15 protein-coding genes and 1 pseudogene are annotated in these 17,170 nt (G+C 58.4%); 10 read left to right on the top strand and 6 right to left on the bottom strand.

Features of this window, described 5'->3' with window-relative positions:
- The first annotated feature begins 207 nt into the window (after positions 1-207).
- On the top strand, positions 208-1,680 hold the full coding sequence (locus EC915_RS06460) for an inorganic phosphate transporter (protein WP_133749703.1): 1,473 nt from the start codon (positions 208-210) through the stop codon (positions 1,678-1,680).
- Between the two features lie 91 nt (positions 1,681-1,771).
- Here the strand turns inward: EC915_RS06460 and EC915_RS06455 are convergent.
- Positions 1,772-2,559 (bottom strand): annotated as a pseudogene (locus tag EC915_RS06455) (helicase HerA-like domain-containing protein).
- 287 nt (positions 2,560-2,846) lie between these two features.
- On the opposite strand from EC915_RS06455, the gene EC915_RS06450 reads away from it, so the two are divergent.
- Positions 2,847-3,842 (top strand): lysylphosphatidylglycerol synthase transmembrane domain-containing protein, encoded by a 996-nt coding sequence (locus EC915_RS06450; protein ID WP_133749702.1) that lies wholly within the window; start codon positions 2,847-2,849, stop codon positions 3,840-3,842.
- On the opposite strand, the gene EC915_RS06445 is transcribed toward EC915_RS06450, so the two are convergent.
- A complete protein-coding gene (locus EC915_RS06445; RefSeq protein WP_133749701.1) occupies positions 3,819-4,004 on the bottom strand; it encodes a hypothetical protein in 186 nt (61 codons plus the stop codon). The genes EC915_RS06450 and EC915_RS06445 overlap by 24 nt on opposite strands.
- Positions 4,005-4,157: 153 nt before the next feature.
- Positions 4,158-5,009: a formyltetrahydrofolate deformylase gene (gene purU, locus EC915_RS06440; protein WP_133749700.1), complete on the bottom strand. Its 852-nt coding sequence runs from the start codon at positions 5,007-5,009 to the stop codon at positions 4,158-4,160.
- A gap of 352 nt (positions 5,010-5,361) precedes the next feature.
- Between purU and mvaT the strand changes: the two genes are divergently transcribed.
- The gene (mvaT, locus tag EC915_RS06435; protein ID WP_133749699.1) at positions 5,362-5,742 is read left to right on the top strand and encodes a histone-like nucleoid-structuring protein MvaT; all 381 of its coding nucleotides are present in this window, start codon (positions 5,362-5,364) and stop codon (positions 5,740-5,742) included.
- A gap of 102 nt (positions 5,743-5,844) precedes the next feature.
- Here the strand turns inward: mvaT and sbcB are convergent, their stop codons facing one another.
- Positions 5,845-7,275 carry an exodeoxyribonuclease I gene (sbcB, locus tag EC915_RS06430; RefSeq protein WP_133749698.1) on the bottom strand — a complete coding sequence of 477 codons (1,431 nt, stop codon included), beginning with the start codon at positions 7,273-7,275 and terminating at the stop codon, positions 5,845-5,847.
- Positions 7,276-7,457: 182 nt separating this feature from the next.
- Between sbcB and EC915_RS06425 the strand changes: the two genes are divergently transcribed.
- The 6 genes from EC915_RS06425 to EC915_RS06400 are packed head-to-tail and all read left to right on the top strand — an operon-like array spanning position 7,458 to position 14,440.
- Entirely contained in the window at positions 7,458-8,195 is a 738-nt protein-coding gene (locus EC915_RS06425; RefSeq protein ID WP_133749697.1) for an RDD family protein, read from the top strand.
- Positions 8,196-8,208: 13 nt separating this feature from the next.
- Complete coding sequence (locus EC915_RS06420; RefSeq protein WP_133749696.1) at positions 8,209-9,189, top strand: stage II sporulation protein M; 981 nt, start codon at positions 8,209-8,211, stop codon at positions 9,187-9,189.
- Complete coding sequence (locus EC915_RS06415) at positions 9,176-10,786, top strand: DUF4129 domain-containing protein (protein ID WP_133749695.1); 1,611 nt, start codon at positions 9,176-9,178, stop codon at positions 10,784-10,786. Before EC915_RS06420 ends, EC915_RS06415 begins: the two co-directional genes overlap by 14 nt.
- Positions 10,783-12,000 (top strand): DUF4350 domain-containing protein, encoded by a 1,218-nt coding sequence (locus tag EC915_RS06410; RefSeq protein ID WP_133749694.1) that lies wholly within the window; start codon positions 10,783-10,785, stop codon positions 11,998-12,000. Before EC915_RS06415 ends, EC915_RS06410 begins: the two co-directional genes overlap by 4 nt.
- The gene (locus EC915_RS06405) at positions 11,997-13,088 is read left to right on the top strand and encodes a MoxR family ATPase (RefSeq protein ID WP_256658670.1); all 1,092 of its coding nucleotides are present in this window, start codon (positions 11,997-11,999) and stop codon (positions 13,086-13,088) included. The genes EC915_RS06410 and EC915_RS06405 overlap by 4 nt, the downstream gene beginning before the upstream one ends.
- Positions 13,085-14,440 carry a DUF58 domain-containing protein gene (locus EC915_RS06400; protein WP_133749693.1) on the top strand — a complete coding sequence of 452 codons (1,356 nt, stop codon included), beginning with the start codon at positions 13,085-13,087 and terminating at the stop codon, positions 14,438-14,440. The genes EC915_RS06405 and EC915_RS06400 overlap by 4 nt, the downstream gene beginning before the upstream one ends.
- A gap of 12 nt (positions 14,441-14,452) precedes the next feature.
- Here the strand turns inward: EC915_RS06400 and EC915_RS06395 are convergent, their stop codons facing one another.
- Both EC915_RS06395 and EC915_RS06390 read right to left on the bottom strand, forming a co-directional pair.
- Positions 14,453-14,812: a PilZ domain-containing protein gene (locus tag EC915_RS06395; protein ID WP_133749692.1), complete on the bottom strand. Its 360-nt coding sequence runs from the start codon at positions 14,810-14,812 to the stop codon at positions 14,453-14,455.
- Between the two features lie 321 nt (positions 14,813-15,133).
- Entirely contained in the window at positions 15,134-15,508 is a 375-nt protein-coding gene (locus EC915_RS06390; RefSeq protein ID WP_133749691.1) for a tol-pal system YbgF family protein, read from the bottom strand.
- A gap of 188 nt (positions 15,509-15,696) precedes the next feature.
- Between EC915_RS06390 and pyk the strand changes: the two genes are divergently transcribed.
- The gene (gene pyk / locus EC915_RS06385; protein WP_133749690.1) at positions 15,697-17,148 is read left to right on the top strand and encodes a pyruvate kinase; all 1,452 of its coding nucleotides are present in this window, start codon (positions 15,697-15,699) and stop codon (positions 17,146-17,148) included.
- Positions 17,149-17,170 lie beyond the last annotated feature (22 nt).

Below are 17,170 nucleotides of genomic sequence, written 5' to 3'. Positions count from 1 at the left end.
TCGGGTCACCTGACCTGTGCGAAAAGTCAGAATGGGTGGCGCCGTGTTGTAGGAAGGTTCCAAATAAATCGCCTATAACTACAAAAGCCCCTCATGCATGTCAGAAGATTTTTCACAGTGAGTCACGACCAATTGGCGGCTTGCCTATCGATTAGTTTTTTTTCTGTCATAATCCCGCCCCCTTAATACCGGGTCAGAAAACCTTCCATGATCGATTTATTCAGCGGACTGGATGCTTGGGTAATTGTGAGCTTGCTGCTCGCCCTGGCGTTTGTCCTCACCTTCGAGTTCATCAATGGCTTTCATGACACCGCCAACGCGGTGGCGACAGTCATTTACACCAAGGCGATGCCGCCACATCTGGCCGTGTTCTTCTCGGGTATTTTCAATTTTCTCGGGGTGCTGCTGGGCGGTGTCGGCGTGGCGTATGCCATTGTCCATCTTCTGCCTGTCGAGCTGCTGATCAACGTCAATACCGGTCATGGACTGGCGATGGTGTTCTCACTATTGGCCGCCGCGATCACGTGGAACCTGGGAACCTGGTATTTCGGGATTCCGGCGTCCAGTTCGCATACCCTGATCGGCTCGATTCTGGGCGTGGGTCTGGCCAACGCGTTGATCAACCATATACCGTTGGCTGATGGGGTGAACTGGCAGAAAGCGATCGATATCGGTGCCTCGCTGGTGTTTTCTCCACTGATGGGCTTCGTTGTCGCGGCACTGGTGCTGCTGGGGCTTAAAGCCTGGCGTCCGCTGTCAAAGATGCACAAGACCCCGGAGCAGCGCCGCAAGCTGGACGACAAGAAACATCCGCCATTCTGGAACCGTCTGGTGCTGGTGATCTCGGCCATGGCAGTCAGTTTCGTGCACGGCTCCAACGATGGTCAGAAAGGTATCGGCTTGATCATGCTGGTGCTGATCGGCATCGTACCTGCGCAATTCGTCCTGGATCTGAGTACCACCACTTACCAGATCGAGCGTACCCGCGACGCGACGTTGCACCTGAGCCAGTTCTATCAACGCAACAACGCTACGCTGGGTGAATACCTGGCGCTGGGTAAATCGGCCAAGGGCGATTTGCCCGAGCGCATGAGCTGCAACCCTGAACAGACCGAGCCAACCATCGACGCCTTGCTCAACACGCTCAAAGGCGTGACCGACTATCACAGTCTGGCGCCAGAGCACCGCGTCGAAGTCCGACGCTACCTGCTGTGTCTGGACGATACTGCGCGCAAGGTTGGCAAACTGCCGACGCTTGATGCCCGCGAGAAATCCGATCTTGAGAAGCTGCGCAAGGACCTGACCACTACCACTGAATACGCGCCGTTCTGGGTGATCTTCGCGGTGGCACTGGCTTTGGGTGTCGGCACCATGGTTGGCTGGAAACGCGTGGTTCTAACCATCGGCGAGAAGATCGGCAAGCAGGGCATGACCTACGCCCAGGGCATGTCCGCGCAGATCACCACCGCCAGCGCCATCGCACTGGCCAACGTGTTCAGCCTGCCGGTTTCGACCACTCACATCCTGTCTTCGGGTGTGGCCGGGACCATGGTGGCGAACAAGAGCGGCCTGCAAGGCGGCACCGTACGCAACATTTTGCTGGCCTGGGTGCTGACCCTGCCGGCCACGGTAGCGCTGTCTGCGGGCTTATTCTGGCTGGCGTCCAAGGTGCTTGCCTGACGGAGCTGACTGCGCTGATCTGAAAATGCCCATTGACTGAATGGGCATTTTTTTATCCATCGCCTACCGACGGCCGAATCGGCGCGCCACCCTAGCGTCGCTTTTTATCCCCGCCGAGCAACGATCCCATCAGGGCCCGTACCAGTTCGCGACCAAGCTGATTCGCTGCCTGGCGCATCGCACTCTTGACCGCCTGACCGGCCAGGCCACCCAAAAAACCTCCTGCCACGTCCGCGAAACTGCCTTGCGGTTTTTCTTCTGCCGTTGGGTCTGCTCAGCGCCCTTGCGTGCAAGGAGCATTTCGTAGGAAGACTCACGATCAACCGGCTTGTCATAGCGCCCTGCAAGCGGTGACTGCGCGATCAATGCCGCCCGCTCCGACTCGCTCAATGGGCCGATTCTCGATTGCGGAGGTGCCACCAGCACACGCTGGACCTTCTCAGGCGTGCCTCTGTCCTGCAACGCTTTGGGCGTATCGGCAAATAGCAGGTGTGCCTCGTCGAAAAACAGCGCCAACAGCGGCTTGTCGGCATCGCCACGCTCCGGCAGCTGCTCGAACAACTCGGCCAGCAACCACAGTAAAAACGTCGCGTAGACTGTCGGCGCCTCGTGCACCAGCCGTGCTGGCGTCGAGCAAATGGATGCGGCAATCTTGCCTTGCGGATTTCCCGCCGCGAAGGCCACAAAAATCACCCTTGATGTCCGCTGCGAAAACCGCCACACCGGCATCGCTGAAAGCCTCGGCCAGGCGCTGCAGCGTTACGGTCTTGCCGGTTCCCGTCGCACCTGCAATCAGGTCGTGACGATTACCCAGACGCAACGCCTGACCGACTGTCCGTTCAGGTCCGCGCCGATAAGAATTTGTTGAGAGTCCGGCATGTTTCTCACCTACCGATCGCATTGATTGTTTGCAGGAAGACCAGCGCGATAAACCCGCATTGCCTGCATCGATATTGCCAACCGGGGTTGACCCCTTCACTCTAGCGCAGCCCGTGTACTGCCCACGCGCACTCCCGCCCCTGGCCGAACATTTGCCCTTGAGAGCGGTCAATCGAGGACGAAAAAATTGAGGACACAATCCAGGTGACTATCGCCCCCGTTCACATCCTTCGCTGCGCCAGCTTAAAGGCATACAGCCCGGGAAAGAATACCGGACGGATTGCCGTGTGAAGCGACTCGTATGGTTGGCGGCCGTTTTATTGCTCGCCCTGATGATCCCGTTATTCATGGGCGGCACGGATATGTTTCATCGTTTGCGCAACTTCCCGCCGTCGCTGTTTCTGTCCATGTTCGCAATGGTACTGGTGGGCTGGTGCGCTAACACCATGCGCCTGCGCCTGCTGCTGGGTGAGAGCGCCAATGGCCTGGAAATGCGCAAGAGTCTTGGCGTTGTGATGGCAACCGAGTTCGCGTACAGCGCTACTCCGGGCGGCGGCGGTGCACCTTTAACGCTGGTGGCTCTGCTGTCACGTTACGGCATCGGTCCGGCGAAAAGCACCGCAGCGTTCGCCACCGATCAGCTCAATGACCTGGTGTTCTTTCTGCTCGCGCTGATCGGCATTCTGATTTACGCGGTGTTCCACAAACTCAGTGAAAACCTTGAGTGGATGCTGACTGCCAGTGCGTTGCTGATCAGCGCGGGACTGTGCGCCTGCGCGGGATTTGCCCGGTACCACCGCCGTATCATCCTGTTCAACGGCAAGTTGCTTAAGCGCCTGAAGCGCAAGAACAGCACGCGAATCCGTTGGGCGCGCAAGCTGCTGCACTTTAGAGATGCGCTGGCTGAAACCTGGAAGATGCCCCATCGCATTCTGTTCAAGGTATTTGTTTTGACGTGCATCCATTGGAGTTTGCGCTACAGCGTGCTGTATCTGGCGTTGCTGGGACTGGGCGTGGACATTGAATGGGCCTGGACGTTTCTGGTGCAGATGCTTTCGCTGAGCGCCGGGCAGTTCAGCCTGTCGCCGGGTGGCGCAGGTGCTGCAGAATTGACCTCCGCGGCCTTGCTGGCGCCGATGGTTGGCAAATCGACCGCTGCTGCGGCGATTCTGATCTGGCGAATCGTGACTTACTACTTCTATCTGGTCGCGGGTGGGCCAGTGTTCCTGATGATGGTCGGCAAACCGCTGTTGATCAAACTACTGCGGATCAAGACCGTCTGACCCTTGCTCACCTTCGAGCTTCATCTGCTCCCACAACTGCGCGGCGCCCTCGAATTCAGTGCCGTCGTCCGCAGACAGCGCATCGGGGTCGTAGCGGCTGAGGCAACCTTCACCCAAAGTTGGCGGGGGGCTGGAAGTGGCTTTGTCGAGGGGGTCGGTCATGTGAGTGCTTCGCATCCGATAAGGCCCGAGTCAGCAATCATGGGCTCACACCCTCCTGGGAGAGGAAGCTTGCTCAAGAACAGGCCTGTGCATGCGCCAGCGTGCTGCGGCTTAGCATCATGAGCAACTCCCCTCAAGAAGGTGTAAAGCAACTTAGTCAAACACTACCGTCTTGTTATCGTGCACCAGCACACGGTCTTCCAGATGCGCGCGCAAGCCTCGGGCCAGGACCATCTTTTCGACGTCACGACCGAAACGCACCATGTTCTCGATGCTGTCGCGATGGCTGACGCGCACCACGTCCTGCTCGATGATCGGACCGGCATCCAGTTCTTCCGTCACGTAATGGCACGTCGCTCCGATCAGTTTCACACCGCGCAGTGATGCTTGGTGATAAGGCTTGGCGCCGACGAACGATGGCAGAAAGCTGTGGTGGATGTTGATGACCTGATGCGCATACTCGCGGCACAGCTGCGGTGGCAGGATTTGCATGTAGCGCGCCAGCACCACGACATCGGCCTCATGGTGTTTGACCAGACGCGACACCTCGGCGAATGCAGGTTCCTTGTCCTTGGGGTCTACCGGAACATGGTAATAAGGGATGTTGTGCCATTCGACCATGCTGCGCAGGTCCTGATGATTGGAAATCACACAGGCAATTTCGCAATCCAGTTCATCGCTGTGCCAGCGGTGCAACAGATCCGCCAGACAATGCGATTCACGGCTGGCCATGAGCACCACCCGCTTCTTCTGATCGGAGTCAGTGACACGCCAATCCATCGAAAACTCTTCGGCGATCGGTGCGAATGCCTCGCGAAAGCCCTCCAGATCGAAAGGCAAGGTGTCGGCGCGCATTTCATGACGCATGAAAAACCAGCCGCTGAGATTGTCAGAGTGATGACTCGCTTCGGTAATCCAGCCATTGTAGGACGCCAGAAAGTTACTGACTTTAGCAACGATACCTACACGGTCCGGGCAAGCTATCACCAGACGAAAAGTGCGCATGAGGGGAAACTCCAGAACTTCGCAAAGGCGGCTATTCTAGCGATTACCCGGCGACTGTGCAGTATCGCGTTCGCACTGATTCGACGAGGTGAAAAAAACGGACCCGTTCACCGCCATCGCTTCGTTGTTGCTCGCGCCGCGACCTTTCGAAAAACACGGCCCCGATAAAAGGACTAAATAGGTGCGGTGTTTTTAAGCGTCACAGCCAAGACAGTTGTTTGATGACCTGCGACTGTCGGTCACGCTATTTCGAAATGCTACAAATAAAACATTTCTTAAATGTTTACTTGCGCTAACGCTGTGACTATTATTGCGTCATTACACCCTGCCCATCACGACACAGGTATCCCTCATGTCCCTGATCAACGAATACCGCGCTACAGAAGAAGCCATCAAAGAACTGCAAGCCCGTCTGCAGAATCTGCAACAAGACGACAAACTGCAAAAGGAACTTGAGTTCGAAGGCAAACTGCGCACCTTGATGGGCGAGTACCAGAAATCCCTGCGCGACATCATCGCATTGCTGGATCCGGATTCCAAAGTAAAGCCCCCCCGTGGCGGCGTTGCAGCCAAACCTGCTGTCACCAAACGTGCGCGCAAGGTTAAGCAGTACAAAAACCCGCACAACGGTGAAATCATCGAAACCAAAGGCGGCAACCACAAAACTCTGAAAGAGTGGAAAGCCAAGTGGGGCAGCAACGACGTTGAGAGCTGGGCAACTCTGCTGGGCTAATAGCCCGGTAAGTGCCACGGCCGTTGTACAGTGATGTGCGACCTAAAAAACGCCAGCAGATGCTGGCGTTTTTTATTGACATCTCTTGCTCAAAGATTGCACTCACAAGCCAAGTCGCTGTTGCAGTAACTGCGAATAATCCTGCCACTGGGAAAGCACCTTGAGCTGCTCCGGCGTAGCGTTCAGGGAGAGAGCTATCAACGCTGTGGTGAAGGATTTGAGCGTGTTGGGCGCGCCCATCTGCGGATCAGTCAGCCGTTGCTGACAGAAACTTAACCAGCGCTGCTGTTCGGTGACGCTAAGGGTCTCGGCAAAGTTACGCGCCCGGTAGCGAAACAACAGTTCCGGAAGCCGTGAATCATCGAATACCCACGCTCCGCTGGCTAATTGTTGCGGCTCCAGAGTTCGAACCTGCTCACAAAGACCACGATCCCGGTCATTAATAAACCCGTCATACAACTGTTGCTCCGGGTCCTCGCTGGCAGCAAATGCATCGCTGGTATAAACCTTTTTCAACTTCTCCTGCCAGATCGCCTGTCCTTCATTCATACGCATGACGCGCTCTTTGTAGACCGGCAGGTCCAACTGCAGCCGTTGACAATCTTCCTCGCGCAATACGCTCAACGGCGCGACCACCGGACATTTATTTATATGGAGGAGTTTGAGCGGAATCGGCAACTGGCCGTCGAGCAAATCCTCACGTCGGGTATATAAACGCTGTCGAAGGGTCTCTGCATCCTCATCCAGTAACGGGCTGTGATCGTGAAACAGGTCGTATACAATCAGCGCATTGCGATTCGTTGGATGCCAGGCCAGTGGCAGTACAACGCTCAAATAACTACGCGCGGCAGAAAAGCGACCGGATATATGCACCAGTGGCTGCAGTAGACGAATCTGGTCCTGGACCTTCTGCTTAGTGCGTAGCTGAAAAAGATAGTCGTAAAGCTTGGGTTGTTTGTCACGGACCAGACGTGCCAGTGCAATGGTTGCACGTACATCGCAAAGCGCATCGTGAGCCTGACCGTGATCAATACCGTTGGCGGCGGTCAGTCGTTCGAGTTTCAGCGTGACACGCCCTTCCTCCTCGGGCCAGACTATCCCTTCGGGCCGCAGCGCATAGGCGGTACGCACGACATCGATCAAATCCCAGCGGCTATTGCCTCCCTGCCATTCTCTTGCGTATGGATCGAAAAAGTTGCGATAAAGGCTGTAGCGAGTCAACTCGTCATCGAATCGCAGCGTATTGTAGCCAGCGCCGCAGGTGCCGGGCTGTGACAGCTCGGCATGCACACGCGTCATGAAGTCCGCTTCACACAAGCCTTTTTCTGCCAGCCGCTCGGGCGTGATCCCGGTGACGAGGCACGCTGCGGGATGCGGCAGTATGTCATCGCTGGGTTGGCAATACAGATTGACCGGGGCGGCGATCTCATTGAGCTGATCGTCAGTACGAATCCCGGCCACCTGTAGCGGTCGGTCGTTTCGCGGATTGATCCCGGTGGTTTCGTAGTCGTACCAGAAGATGCTGGAAGTCACGGGCTGATCCTGAACAAAAGACCGGCGCAGTCTAACAGATGGGATGCCCGGCCCCGATTGCTCGCTCGCGCTGTAAAACTGTGTCAAGACGTTTCCCACATCAACCATCTCAATCATCCGGTTGCTTAGCATTGCTGCGGTGGCTAGCATCAGGCTTTATTTTCCGGCGTCCCCTCCCGACAATGTCCTCTTCGCAAGCCTGGCCAAGGAATGCTATGCAGCCTGCTCCCCTGGACACCCGCATCCGTATGGAAACCCCGGAAGGCATCAATTTGATGCTTCGCCCGGCGGGATTGCTGTCACGATCATTGGCGTTCGCCATCGACCTGATGATTCGCGGCGCATTGCTGTTAGCGCTGTCCTTCCTGCTCAATGCGCTTGGCGAATTCGGCAGTGGCCTGTTCGCGTTGGCGCTGTTTCTCATCAATTGGTGGTACGCGGTGTTGTTTGAGGTGCTCCATCAAGGGCGCACCCCAGGCAAGCAGATCATGGGACTGCGCGTGGTCCACGACGATGGCACGCCGGTTGGCTGGTCCGCGTCGCTGCTGCGCAACCTGCTGCGATTCGTCGACATGTTGCCTTTCGGATACAGCACAGGTGCATTCGCCTGTCTTCAGCATCCATCATTCAAACGACTGGGAGACCTGGCGGCCGGTACACTGGTGATCTACCGCCATGAGCCGGCGTCGCGCCCGGTGTTGCCAAAAGTGCCTGCCCTGACCGTGGCGCTGGCGCTGACGCTGGAGGAACAGCACGCAGTACTGTCCTTCGCCGAGCGGCAGGGCAGGCTCTCAGCGGAACGCGCGCAGGAACTGGCAGGCATCCTTGTCGCCCCTTTGCAGATGTCGGCACACTCGCGGCCCGAACAGGCGGTGGGTCAACTGAACGGCATCGCCTGTGGATTGGCGGATTCGGCATGAAGCGGTGGTCCATATGAAGCAGAGCCAGTTCGAACTCCACCATCAGGATGAGTGGGAACGATTCGCCGAGCGCCTGGAAACGCTGGAACGAAGTCGACGCAAGAATGAAGCGGGCGAAGGCTTTACCCAGACATACCGGCAGATCTGCCAGCACCTGGCGCTGGCACAAGAGCGCGGCTACAGCAGCTACCTGATCGAACCGTTGCATCAGTTGGCCATGCGCGGTCATCAGCAGTTGTATCGCCATCGCAGCCCGTTCGCGGCACAACTGCTCAGCTTCGTGCTGGCGGACTTTCCACGGCTGGTGCGCGCCGAGTGGCGTCTTGTGGCGCTTGCGGGCCTGCTGTTCTTCGGCAGCCTGATCGTCATGGGACTTCTGGTCTATGTCTATCCCGACCTGATCTACAGCATTGTCAGCCCCGCTCAAGTGGCCGAAATGGAAAGCATGTACGACCCCGCTGCGAGCCGCATCGGCCAGGCGGCCGAACGTGGAGCGAGCACCGACTGGCTCATGTTCGGCTACTACATCATGCACAACATCGGCATCGCCTTTCAGACCTTCGCCAGCGGGCTGCTGTACGGTCTGGGCAGCCTGTTCTTCCTGCTGTTCAACGGTCTGATGATCGGCGCCGTGGCAGGCCACTTGACTGATATCGGCTTCGGCAAGACCTTCTGGCCGTTCGTAGTCGGCCATGGTGCTTTCGAACTGACCGCCATCGACCTGGCGGGCGCCGCTGGCCTGAAACTTGGCTGGGCATTGTTGAAGCCCGGCTCGCAACGCCGCGGCGAAGCGCTGCGGGTGGCTGCCAGAACCAGCGTGCGTCTGGTTGGCGGCGTGACGATGTTTCTGCTGATCGCTGCCTTTATAGAAGCCTATTGGTCGTCCATGACCTGGCCGCACGCGACCACCAAATACCTGGTCGGTGCCGCACTCTGGGCGCTGGTCGCCGCTTACCTGATCTTCGCCGGACGTATCGCTCATGCGCCTGACTGAAGCCCAAGTAGAGATCCGCCCGCGCAACCCCTGGGAGGCGGTTGACCTCGGCGTTCTGCTGGCACGTCAGCATCGACGCCTGCTGATGACCAGCTGGGCGCTCGTCACGCTGCCTGTTTTTCTACTGCTCACGGTAGTGTTATGGGATCACCCGCCCCTGGCAGTCCTGCTGTTCTGGTGGCTGAAGCCGGCCTACGAGAGACTGCCGCTCTTGATCCTGTCCCAGGCGCTATTCGGTGCTCCACCCTCGCTCAAGGGGGCGTTGAAAGCCTGGCCTCGTATCCTCAAACCGCAATTGCTCGCCAGCCTCACCTGGCGTCGGTTTAGCCTCAGCCGCAGTTTCATTCTGCCTGTCCAGCAACTTGAGCGACTGGACGGACCGCTCAGAGCGCAACGTATTGCGCATCTTGGTCAGGACAACCTGAGGGTGGCGCGCTGCCTGACCTCGTTGGGCAGTACCCTCGAGATATGTTTCGGAATGAGTCTTGTACTGCTGTTCTATGCGTTCATTCCGCAACAGGTCGAGCTCGACTGGTCGTGGCGCAGCCTGCTGCAAACCAGAGGCGGCTGGAAGTGGCTGGAGCATCTGAACAATGCCTTTTACGCGCTGGTCCTCATTCTGTGGGGACCGATCTACGTGTCATGCGGGTTCGCGCTGTACCTCAACCGTCGCACGACCCTTGAGGCCTGGGACATCGAACTGACGTTCCGGCGCCTTCGCCAGCGGGTGATCGGCAGCGCTTATGCTCTGCTGCTAGGCACTTCGCTTATTTTCGGCTTCGCGCCGCAGACCGTCATGGCCGACGATACTGCTGCTGACGAGTCGAATCACAGTTGTCCCCTACCGCCGCTGGACTTGCCACAGACAGAAGAACACCTGGCAGCGCCTGACGCTGCGCGGCTGCTGACCCAACCACTAACCAGTGAGGCCTCGCGAAGCACAATCAAGGCTGTACTGGCCAGCCCCCCGTTCAAGAATCCCAAGGCCGTTTCCGGATGGCGCTTGCCCGATCAGACCCCCGAAGCAAACAAGAAAACGGACAAAACAGGCGTTACACCTCAGTGGCTCGCCAGAGTGATGGTCAGTCTGCTGAACACCGGCAAGACCCTGGCAACGGTCTTCGAAGCCTTCCTCTGGGGATTGATCACCCTGGCTGTGGGCTGGATCGCCTGCCGCTATCGGACCTGGTTCAGCACCTTCGTCAGCAGGGATAAACACAAGCCACAGGCCCTGCACGACGCTCCCCGGCAGCTTTTCGGCCTGCAAGTGGACGCAAAGAGTCTGCCGGACGACGTCGCCAGTGCAGCAGAAAGGCTTTGGTCAGAATCACCACGAGAGGCGCTGAGCCTGCTCTATCGCGCATTGCTCAATCGCCTGCTCACGGACTACCAGTTGCCTCTGAGGAATGCTGACACCGAAGGACAGGTACTGGAGCGGGTTGCCGCGCTGAACCAGCCACCACTGCATGACTTCGCCCAGGAACTCACCCGTCACTGGCAGAGGCTGGCCTACGGTCATGAGCTGCCTGCCCGGGACGTGCAGAAAAACCTGTGTGAAGGCTGGCGACAGCTGCTCGCAAGCGGGGCGTCGACTTGAGTCGCCGGGTCTGGATCGTGGTTGTCGCCCTGGTATTGCTCGGCATCGCAGGGGCTGGCGTGCCGTTGATCAAGCATCTGGAGCGTTACGAAGAGAGGGTCGATCAAGGTCCGTCTCCCGAAGTGCGGGCCAACCCTTATTTGGCAGCCGAGACGTTTCTGCGCCAGCGCGGGGTCTCAGTCAGGGTTATTCAAGCGCTCGACACCCTGCCCGACACGAGTCAGCAAACCCAGACTCTGATGCTGCTGGACACCCGCAAGCGCATGACGCCAGCTGAAGTGTCGCAGCTGTTGAGCTGGGTCCGTAAGGGTGGGCGACTCCTGTTTGTGGCAGAACAGGTGTGGGATGAGACAAAAGGGCAAAGTGGCGACCTGCTGCTCGATCAATTGCAGATCCACCAGTTCATGGCTCACGACCTGCGCGAACAGGACCGGCGGCGCGAGCGCGAGCAGACCAAGCCAGTCATTCCCATGAATGCGCCGGAGATCGAGGCGGCTCAAACGCGCTGGCCGGAACTGACCCGCCTTTACGTGCAGAACGAAAACGATCCGGCCTACATGAGCTTCGATACGGATTTTCACTTGGACGACCCGCAGGACCATGCGCTGTCATGGGCCAACAGCGCCGACGCCACCCACCTGCTGCAGATGGTTTACGGTGAGGGTTTGGTGACGATAGTGACCGACGCCGACCTGTGGAAAACACACGCCATCGACAAGTACGACAATGCGTGGCTGCTGTGGTACCTGAGCCAGGGCAGCGTAGTGACCATGCAGCTGCGAACCGATCACACCGATCTGTTCAGCCGGCTGTGGAAGTATTTCCCTCAGGCCTTGCTGACGCTTGCACTGTGTACCGCTGCCGGACTCTGGCATCACGGCATGCGGCAGGGTCCGCTGCAGCCGGAGGCTACGCGTGCTCGACGCCAGTTGCGCGAACACCTGCGTGCCAGTGCGGATTTCATGCTGCGGCGCAGCGGGCAACACGCATTACTGCGGGCGCTGCAGCAAGACATTTTGCGGCGCGCCCGGCAGCGTCACCCGGGCTTCGATGCGCTGCCGGTGGCCGAACAATGGCAGACACTGGCACGTATCACCCGCCAATCCACCACCCATATCGGGCAAGCACTGCGTCCGCGTGTTGAAGAGCGCCTGTCCAGTACCGAATTCACCCGTCAGGTTGCCTACCTGCAAACCCTCAGGAATGCCTTATGAGCGATCATCCGACCCCACAGTCGAGCAGCTCGGATCATGATCAGGAGCACACCGGGCAGCCCGGTCTACCAGACCAGACCAAGCCTAAAATCAGCAATACCGCTGCAGCCCCTGCCAACAATCCGGCCCAGCAACGGCAGCGCGCAATTCATTTGGCCCAGGCCGTGCGTCATGAACTGCAAAAAGCAGTGATCGGCCAGAATGCGGTGATCGACGATGTGCTGACGGCCTTGATCGGCGGCGGGCATGTTCTTCTCGAAGGGGTACCAGGTCTGGGCAAGACATTGCTGGTGCGGGCGCTGGCACGTTGCTTTGGCGGAGAGTTCGCGCGCATCCAGTTCACCCCCGATCTGATGCCCAGCGATGTCACCGGTCATGCCGTCTACGACATGCAGAGCGAGCAGTTCAAGCTGCGCAAAGGCCCCTTGTTCACCAACCTCCTGCTGGCCGACGAGATCAACCGAGCGCCCGCAAAAACCCAGGCGGCGTTGCTGGAAGCCATGCAGGAGCGACAAGTCACCCTCGAGGGTCGCGCCCTGCCCGTCCCGCAGCCCTTCATGGTGCTGGCGACGCAGAACCCTATCGAACAGGAAGGCACCTACCCGCTGCCTGAAGCTGAACTGGATCGCTTCATGCTCAAGCTGCGCATGGATTATCCGGACGCCGAGCAAGAGCTGGAGATGGTGCGTCAGGTGACCCGCTCCACACGTTCGGACATGCTCGAGGTTCACCCATTGCGCACGCTGATGCAGGCCAAGGATGTTCAGGCGCTGCAACGCATTGCCAGCGACCTGCCGGTGGATGGACAGGTGCTTGACTATGCCGTGAGGCTGTCTCGCGCCACTCGTACCTGGCCAGGTTTGACCTTGGGCGCCGGGCCTCGTGCTTCGATCGCCCTGGTACGTGGCGGTCGCGCCCGGGCTCTGCTGCGCGGTGGCGAGTTCGTCCTCCCCGACGACATCAAAAATTGTGCGCTGGCCGTATTACGCCATCGGGTCAGGCTATCGCCGGAACTTGATATCGAAGGCAGGTCGGTGGACCAGGTCCTCAAACAACTGCTTGATCAGGTTCCGGCGCCACGCCAATGAAACAACTGCTCAAGCCGTCAAAACGATTGCTATGGTGGCTCGCTACCCTGACAGCCTTTGCCACAGTGCTTGGCATATTCCAGGCGCTGAACCGCGGGCCAATCGCCAGACTCGACGGCGTATTCTGGGCGTTGGTTTGCGTGATCGGCGCTCTGGGCCTGTTGGACGCATTATGGTTGTGGCGCCTGCGCTCGCCTCGTGTGCAGCGTCACTTGCCCGGCAGCCTGGCCCTGGGACGCTGGTGCGAAGTCCGCCTAACGCTTGAACACGATTTGCGCCGCAGTGTGGCGCTGGCTCTCATCGATCATGGCCCTCAAGGCCCAGGCAACCATTGCGACGTTGAATACCTGACTCAGGACACGGTCCTGCGCCCCCAGCGCAATGCTCAGTTGACTTACCGCCTGCGTCCGACAAGCCGAGGGCTCTTTACGTTCGAGCGGATCGAAATCCAGCTGCGCAGCCCGCTGCGCTTGTGGCTGTCGCGACGGTACTTACCCGTGTTCAGCTCAGCAAGGGTCTACCCGGACTTCGCAAGGCTGCACAATGGGCAACTGCTTGCGGTGGATAACTGGCTCAGTCGGATCGGTATCCGTCAGCGCCAGCGACGCGGTCTCGGTCTGGAATTCAACCAGCTGCGTGAATTTCGAGAAGGCGACAGCCTGCGACAGATCGACTGGAAAGCCACCGCTCGCCAGCGTACGCCAATTGCCAGGGAGTATCAGGACGAACGTGATCAGCAGATCGTGTTCGCACTCGACTGCGGGCGCCGGATGCGCAGTCAGGATGGCGAACTGACCCACTTCGATCATGCCCTCAATGCCTGCCTGCTGCTGGGCTACGTCGCGCTTCGGCAAGGCGACGCAGTGGGTGTATCGACTTTCGCTGCGCAAAAGGACCGGCATCTCGCTCCGGTCAAAGGCGCCGCCCAGCTCAATGTGTTGCTCAATCACGTCTACGACCTCAACAGCACGCAACGGCCCGCCGACTATAGCGGGGCAATCCGTCAATTGCTGATCCGGCAAAAGCGTCGGGCACTGGTCGTGCTGGTGACCAACCTTCGCGACGAAGATGATGAAGACCTGCTCGGCGCCGTCAAACGCTTGAGCCGTCACCACAGGGTGCTGGTCGCCAGCCTTCGTGAAGAAGTGCTGGATGAGGTGCGGCAAGCGCCTGTACAGACCTGGCAGCAAGCGCTGGATTACTGCGGCACCGTAGATTTTCTCAATGCCCGCGCCAGTCTGCATGAGCGCCTTACTGCGCACGGCATACCGGTGCTGGATGTTCGGCCTGCCGAGTTGGGACCTCAATTGGTGAGCCGTTATCTGAGCTGGAAAAAAGCGGGCACCTTGTAAAAGGTGCCGTGCTTACGCAGAAGCCTCCAATGAATAGAAGCTGAAATAACGCTGCAACGCCTGAATCAGATGGAAGTACTCGGCCGGTGCCGCTTGTAGCTTGAAGCCAGAATCGTATACGCCCGGCGTTTCATCTTCCTGGCACCACAGGCAACTGGCATTGATGTCGATGTTATAGAGCCCGTTCTTATCGTCCGGCACCTTGAGCCTGAGCTGAAAATCCGCGCCGACCAAAATCGGCAAATTGCTGATCAACATGAGTCCCTGCTCGGAAACATTTCCAAGGCAAGCCAGCGGCTTGTCGGTGTACCGGTTGAATACCTGAAGGTAATACGGGAGCTGATGACGCTCGATTCGTCTTTCGTTGAGCATTGGACATGGGTCCTCGAATGACCATTGAGCATGGCCTTGCTAATGCAAAGGGGTTCGATGCGTGAGACACAGTCGCCGAACGATCGAATCCGCTTGTTGGTTACAACAGGGCCCTCATCTGACTCACCATCCATAATCGAAGTCACCTAATCGGTTTCGATCTCAGGTTAATCATCCGAACTCGATGATCACTGCGTTCGAAAACCGGAGCACCCTTCGCCACGTCTGTGAGGAAACATTTAGGTCCCTACCGATTGCAGATTAGCTCAACCATTTACAAAGACCACTCAAAAAAGAGACCGTCTATCCAAGCGAGGGTAGTCAAAGCGGGGCAGGCCTGGTTACCGCCGGACGCGCAACATTGTCATGACCCAACTGACGCAATGTGTCCAGGCGCGCCTGTGCCCTGAATGCGTATTCACTGTACGGATACTGGGAAATGATGAATTGGTAGGTCTGCGCGGCATCGACATATAATTTCTGGCGTTCGAGGCACTGCCCACGCAGCATCGAAACTTCCGGTTGTACATAGCGGCGCGCACGGCTTTCGCGATCGACTTTCGACAGGTTGTACATCACCGCATCGCAGTCGCCTTTGGCGTAGGCGCGGTTGGCATTGTCCAGATGGCTGTTCATTGCCCAGCGGGTGCAGCCACCCAAGGCTGCCAGCGCCACTAATATCATCACGATTCGCATGAGAGTCTCCTGTGCTCTGCTCTGTATCGGCGGTTTTCAGGATTTCTTCAAGCGCGATTGAGGTGCCGTCCGTCCGCCTGTACCGGGCCGATTGCCGGTTTGGGAGCCCACACGTAGTGCAAAGGAACAATGACTACAGAGCAATACAGTAGTAGCCTCTCGCTGCGCTTCATTTAAGGAGTTTGTGCATGTCCGTTCGCCGCACCAAAATCGTAGCCACACTAGGCCCAGCAAGTAATTCGCCAGAAGTCATCGAGAAGCTGATTCTTGCCGGCCTGGACGTTGCCCGCCTGAATTTCTCCCACGGCACGCCTGACGAGCACAAGGCTCGAGCGAAGCTGATCCGCGATATCGCTGCCAGAAACGGCCGCTTCGTTGCGTTACTGGGTGACCTGCAAGGCCCGAAAATTCGTATTGCCAAGTTCGTCAACAAGAAGATCGAACTGAAAGTCGGTGACAAGTTCACTTTCTCTACCAGTCATCCTCTGACGGAAGGCACCCAGGAAATCGTCGGGATCGACTATCCCGATCTGGTCAAGGATTGTGGCGTAGGCGACGAACTGCTGCTCGACGACGGACGTGTGGTCATGCGCGTAGACACGCAGACCGCCGACGCCCTGCACTGCACCGTCACCATCGGTGGCCCGCTCTCGGACCACAAAGGCATCAACCGTCGCGGTGGTGGCCTGACTGCGCCAGCCCTGACCGAGAAAGACAAGCAAGACATCAAGCTCGCTGCCGAAATGGACCTGGATTACCTCGCCGTTTCCTTCCCGCGCGACGCTGCCGACATGGAATACGCTCGCCAACTGCGTGACGAAGCAGGCAGCACTGCATGGCTGGTGGCGAAAATCGAACGCGCCGAAGCCGTTGCCAACGATGAAACGCTGGACGCCCTGATTCGCGCCAGCGACGCGGTCATGGTTGCCCGTGGTGACTTGGGTGTGGAGATCGGCGACGCTGAACTGGTGGGCATCCAGAAGAAAATCATCCTGCACGCACGTCGTCACAACAAAGCGGTAATCGTCGCCACACAGATGATGGAGTCGATGATTTCAAGCCCAATGCCGACCCGCGCCGAAGTGTCCGACGTGGCCAACGCCGTGCTCGACTACACCGACGCCGTGATGCTGTCTGCAGAAAGTGCTGCCGGCTCCTACCCGGTTGAAGCGGTCGAAGCCATGGCGCGTATTTGCGTCGGTGCCGAACGTCATCCAACCGGCAAGACGTCTAGCCACCGTATCGGCCACTCGTTCACCCGTTGTGACGAGAGCATCGCTTTGGCGGCCATGTACACCGCCAACCACTTCCCTGGCGTGAAAGCGATCATTGCACTGACCGAAAGCGGTTACACCCCGCTGATCATGTCGCGCATTCGCTCCTCGGTGCCGATTTACGCGTTCTCTCCGCACCGCGGGACCCAAGCGCGCGCGGCCATGTTCCGTGGCGTCTACACCATTCCGTTCGATCCGGCTTCCTTGCCTGCGGGTCAGGTCAGCCAATCGGCTGTGGACGAATTGGTCAAGCGCGGCCTGGTCGAGCAAGGTGACTGGGTCATTCTGACCAAGGGCGACAGCTACCACACCATCGGTGGCACCAATGGCATGAAAATCCTGCACGTTGGCGACCCGATCGTTTAACACCTAGCAGCGATTAAAAAGC

Source organism: Pseudomonas sp. LP_7_YM, assembly GCF_004364435.1.
GTDB lineage: Bacteria > Pseudomonadota > Gammaproteobacteria > Pseudomonadales > Pseudomonadaceae > Aquipseudomonas.
The sequence above is the reverse complement of the archived record's forward strand: the minus strand, read 5'-3'. Positions and strand labels throughout refer to the sequence as shown.

Excerpts from the sequence above, each read along its gene's own strand:
- EC915_RS06415 (WP_133749695.1), top strand. The coding sequence starts at position 9,176 with ATGCGCCTGACTGAAGCCCAAGTAGAGATCCGCCCGCGCAACCCCTGG.
- EC915_RS06460 (WP_133749703.1), top strand. The coding sequence starts at position 208 with ATGATCGATTTATTCAGCGGACTGGATGCTTGGGTAATTGTGAGCTTG.
- purU (WP_133749700.1), bottom strand. The coding sequence starts at position 5,009 with ATGCGCACTTTTCGTCTGGTGATAGCTTGCCCGGACCGTGTAGGTATC.
- EC915_RS06425 (WP_133749697.1), top strand. The coding sequence starts at position 7,458 with ATGTCCTCTTCGCAAGCCTGGCCAAGGAATGCTATGCAGCCTGCTCCC.
- EC915_RS06405 (WP_256658670.1), top strand. The coding sequence starts at position 11,997 with ATGAGCGATCATCCGACCCCACAGTCGAGCAGCTCGGATCATGATCAG.
- EC915_RS06395 (WP_133749692.1), bottom strand. The coding sequence starts at position 14,812 with ATGCTCAACGAAAGACGAATCGAGCGTCATCAGCTCCCGTATTACCTT.
- EC915_RS06420 (WP_133749696.1), top strand. The coding sequence starts at position 8,209 with ATGAAGCAGAGCCAGTTCGAACTCCACCATCAGGATGAGTGGGAACGA.
- pyk (WP_133749690.1), top strand. The coding sequence starts at position 15,697 with ATGTCCGTTCGCCGCACCAAAATCGTAGCCACACTAGGCCCAGCAAGT.
- mvaT (WP_133749699.1), top strand. The coding sequence starts at position 5,362 with ATGTCCCTGATCAACGAATACCGCGCTACAGAAGAAGCCATCAAAGAA.
- EC915_RS06445 (WP_133749701.1), bottom strand. The coding sequence starts at position 4,004 with ATGACCGACCCCCTCGACAAAGCCACTTCCAGCCCCCCGCCAACTTTG.
- EC915_RS06400 (WP_133749693.1), top strand. The coding sequence starts at position 13,085 with ATGAAACAACTGCTCAAGCCGTCAAAACGATTGCTATGGTGGCTCGCT.
- EC915_RS06390 (WP_133749691.1), bottom strand. The coding sequence starts at position 15,508 with ATGCGAATCGTGATGATATTAGTGGCGCTGGCAGCCTTGGGTGGCTGC.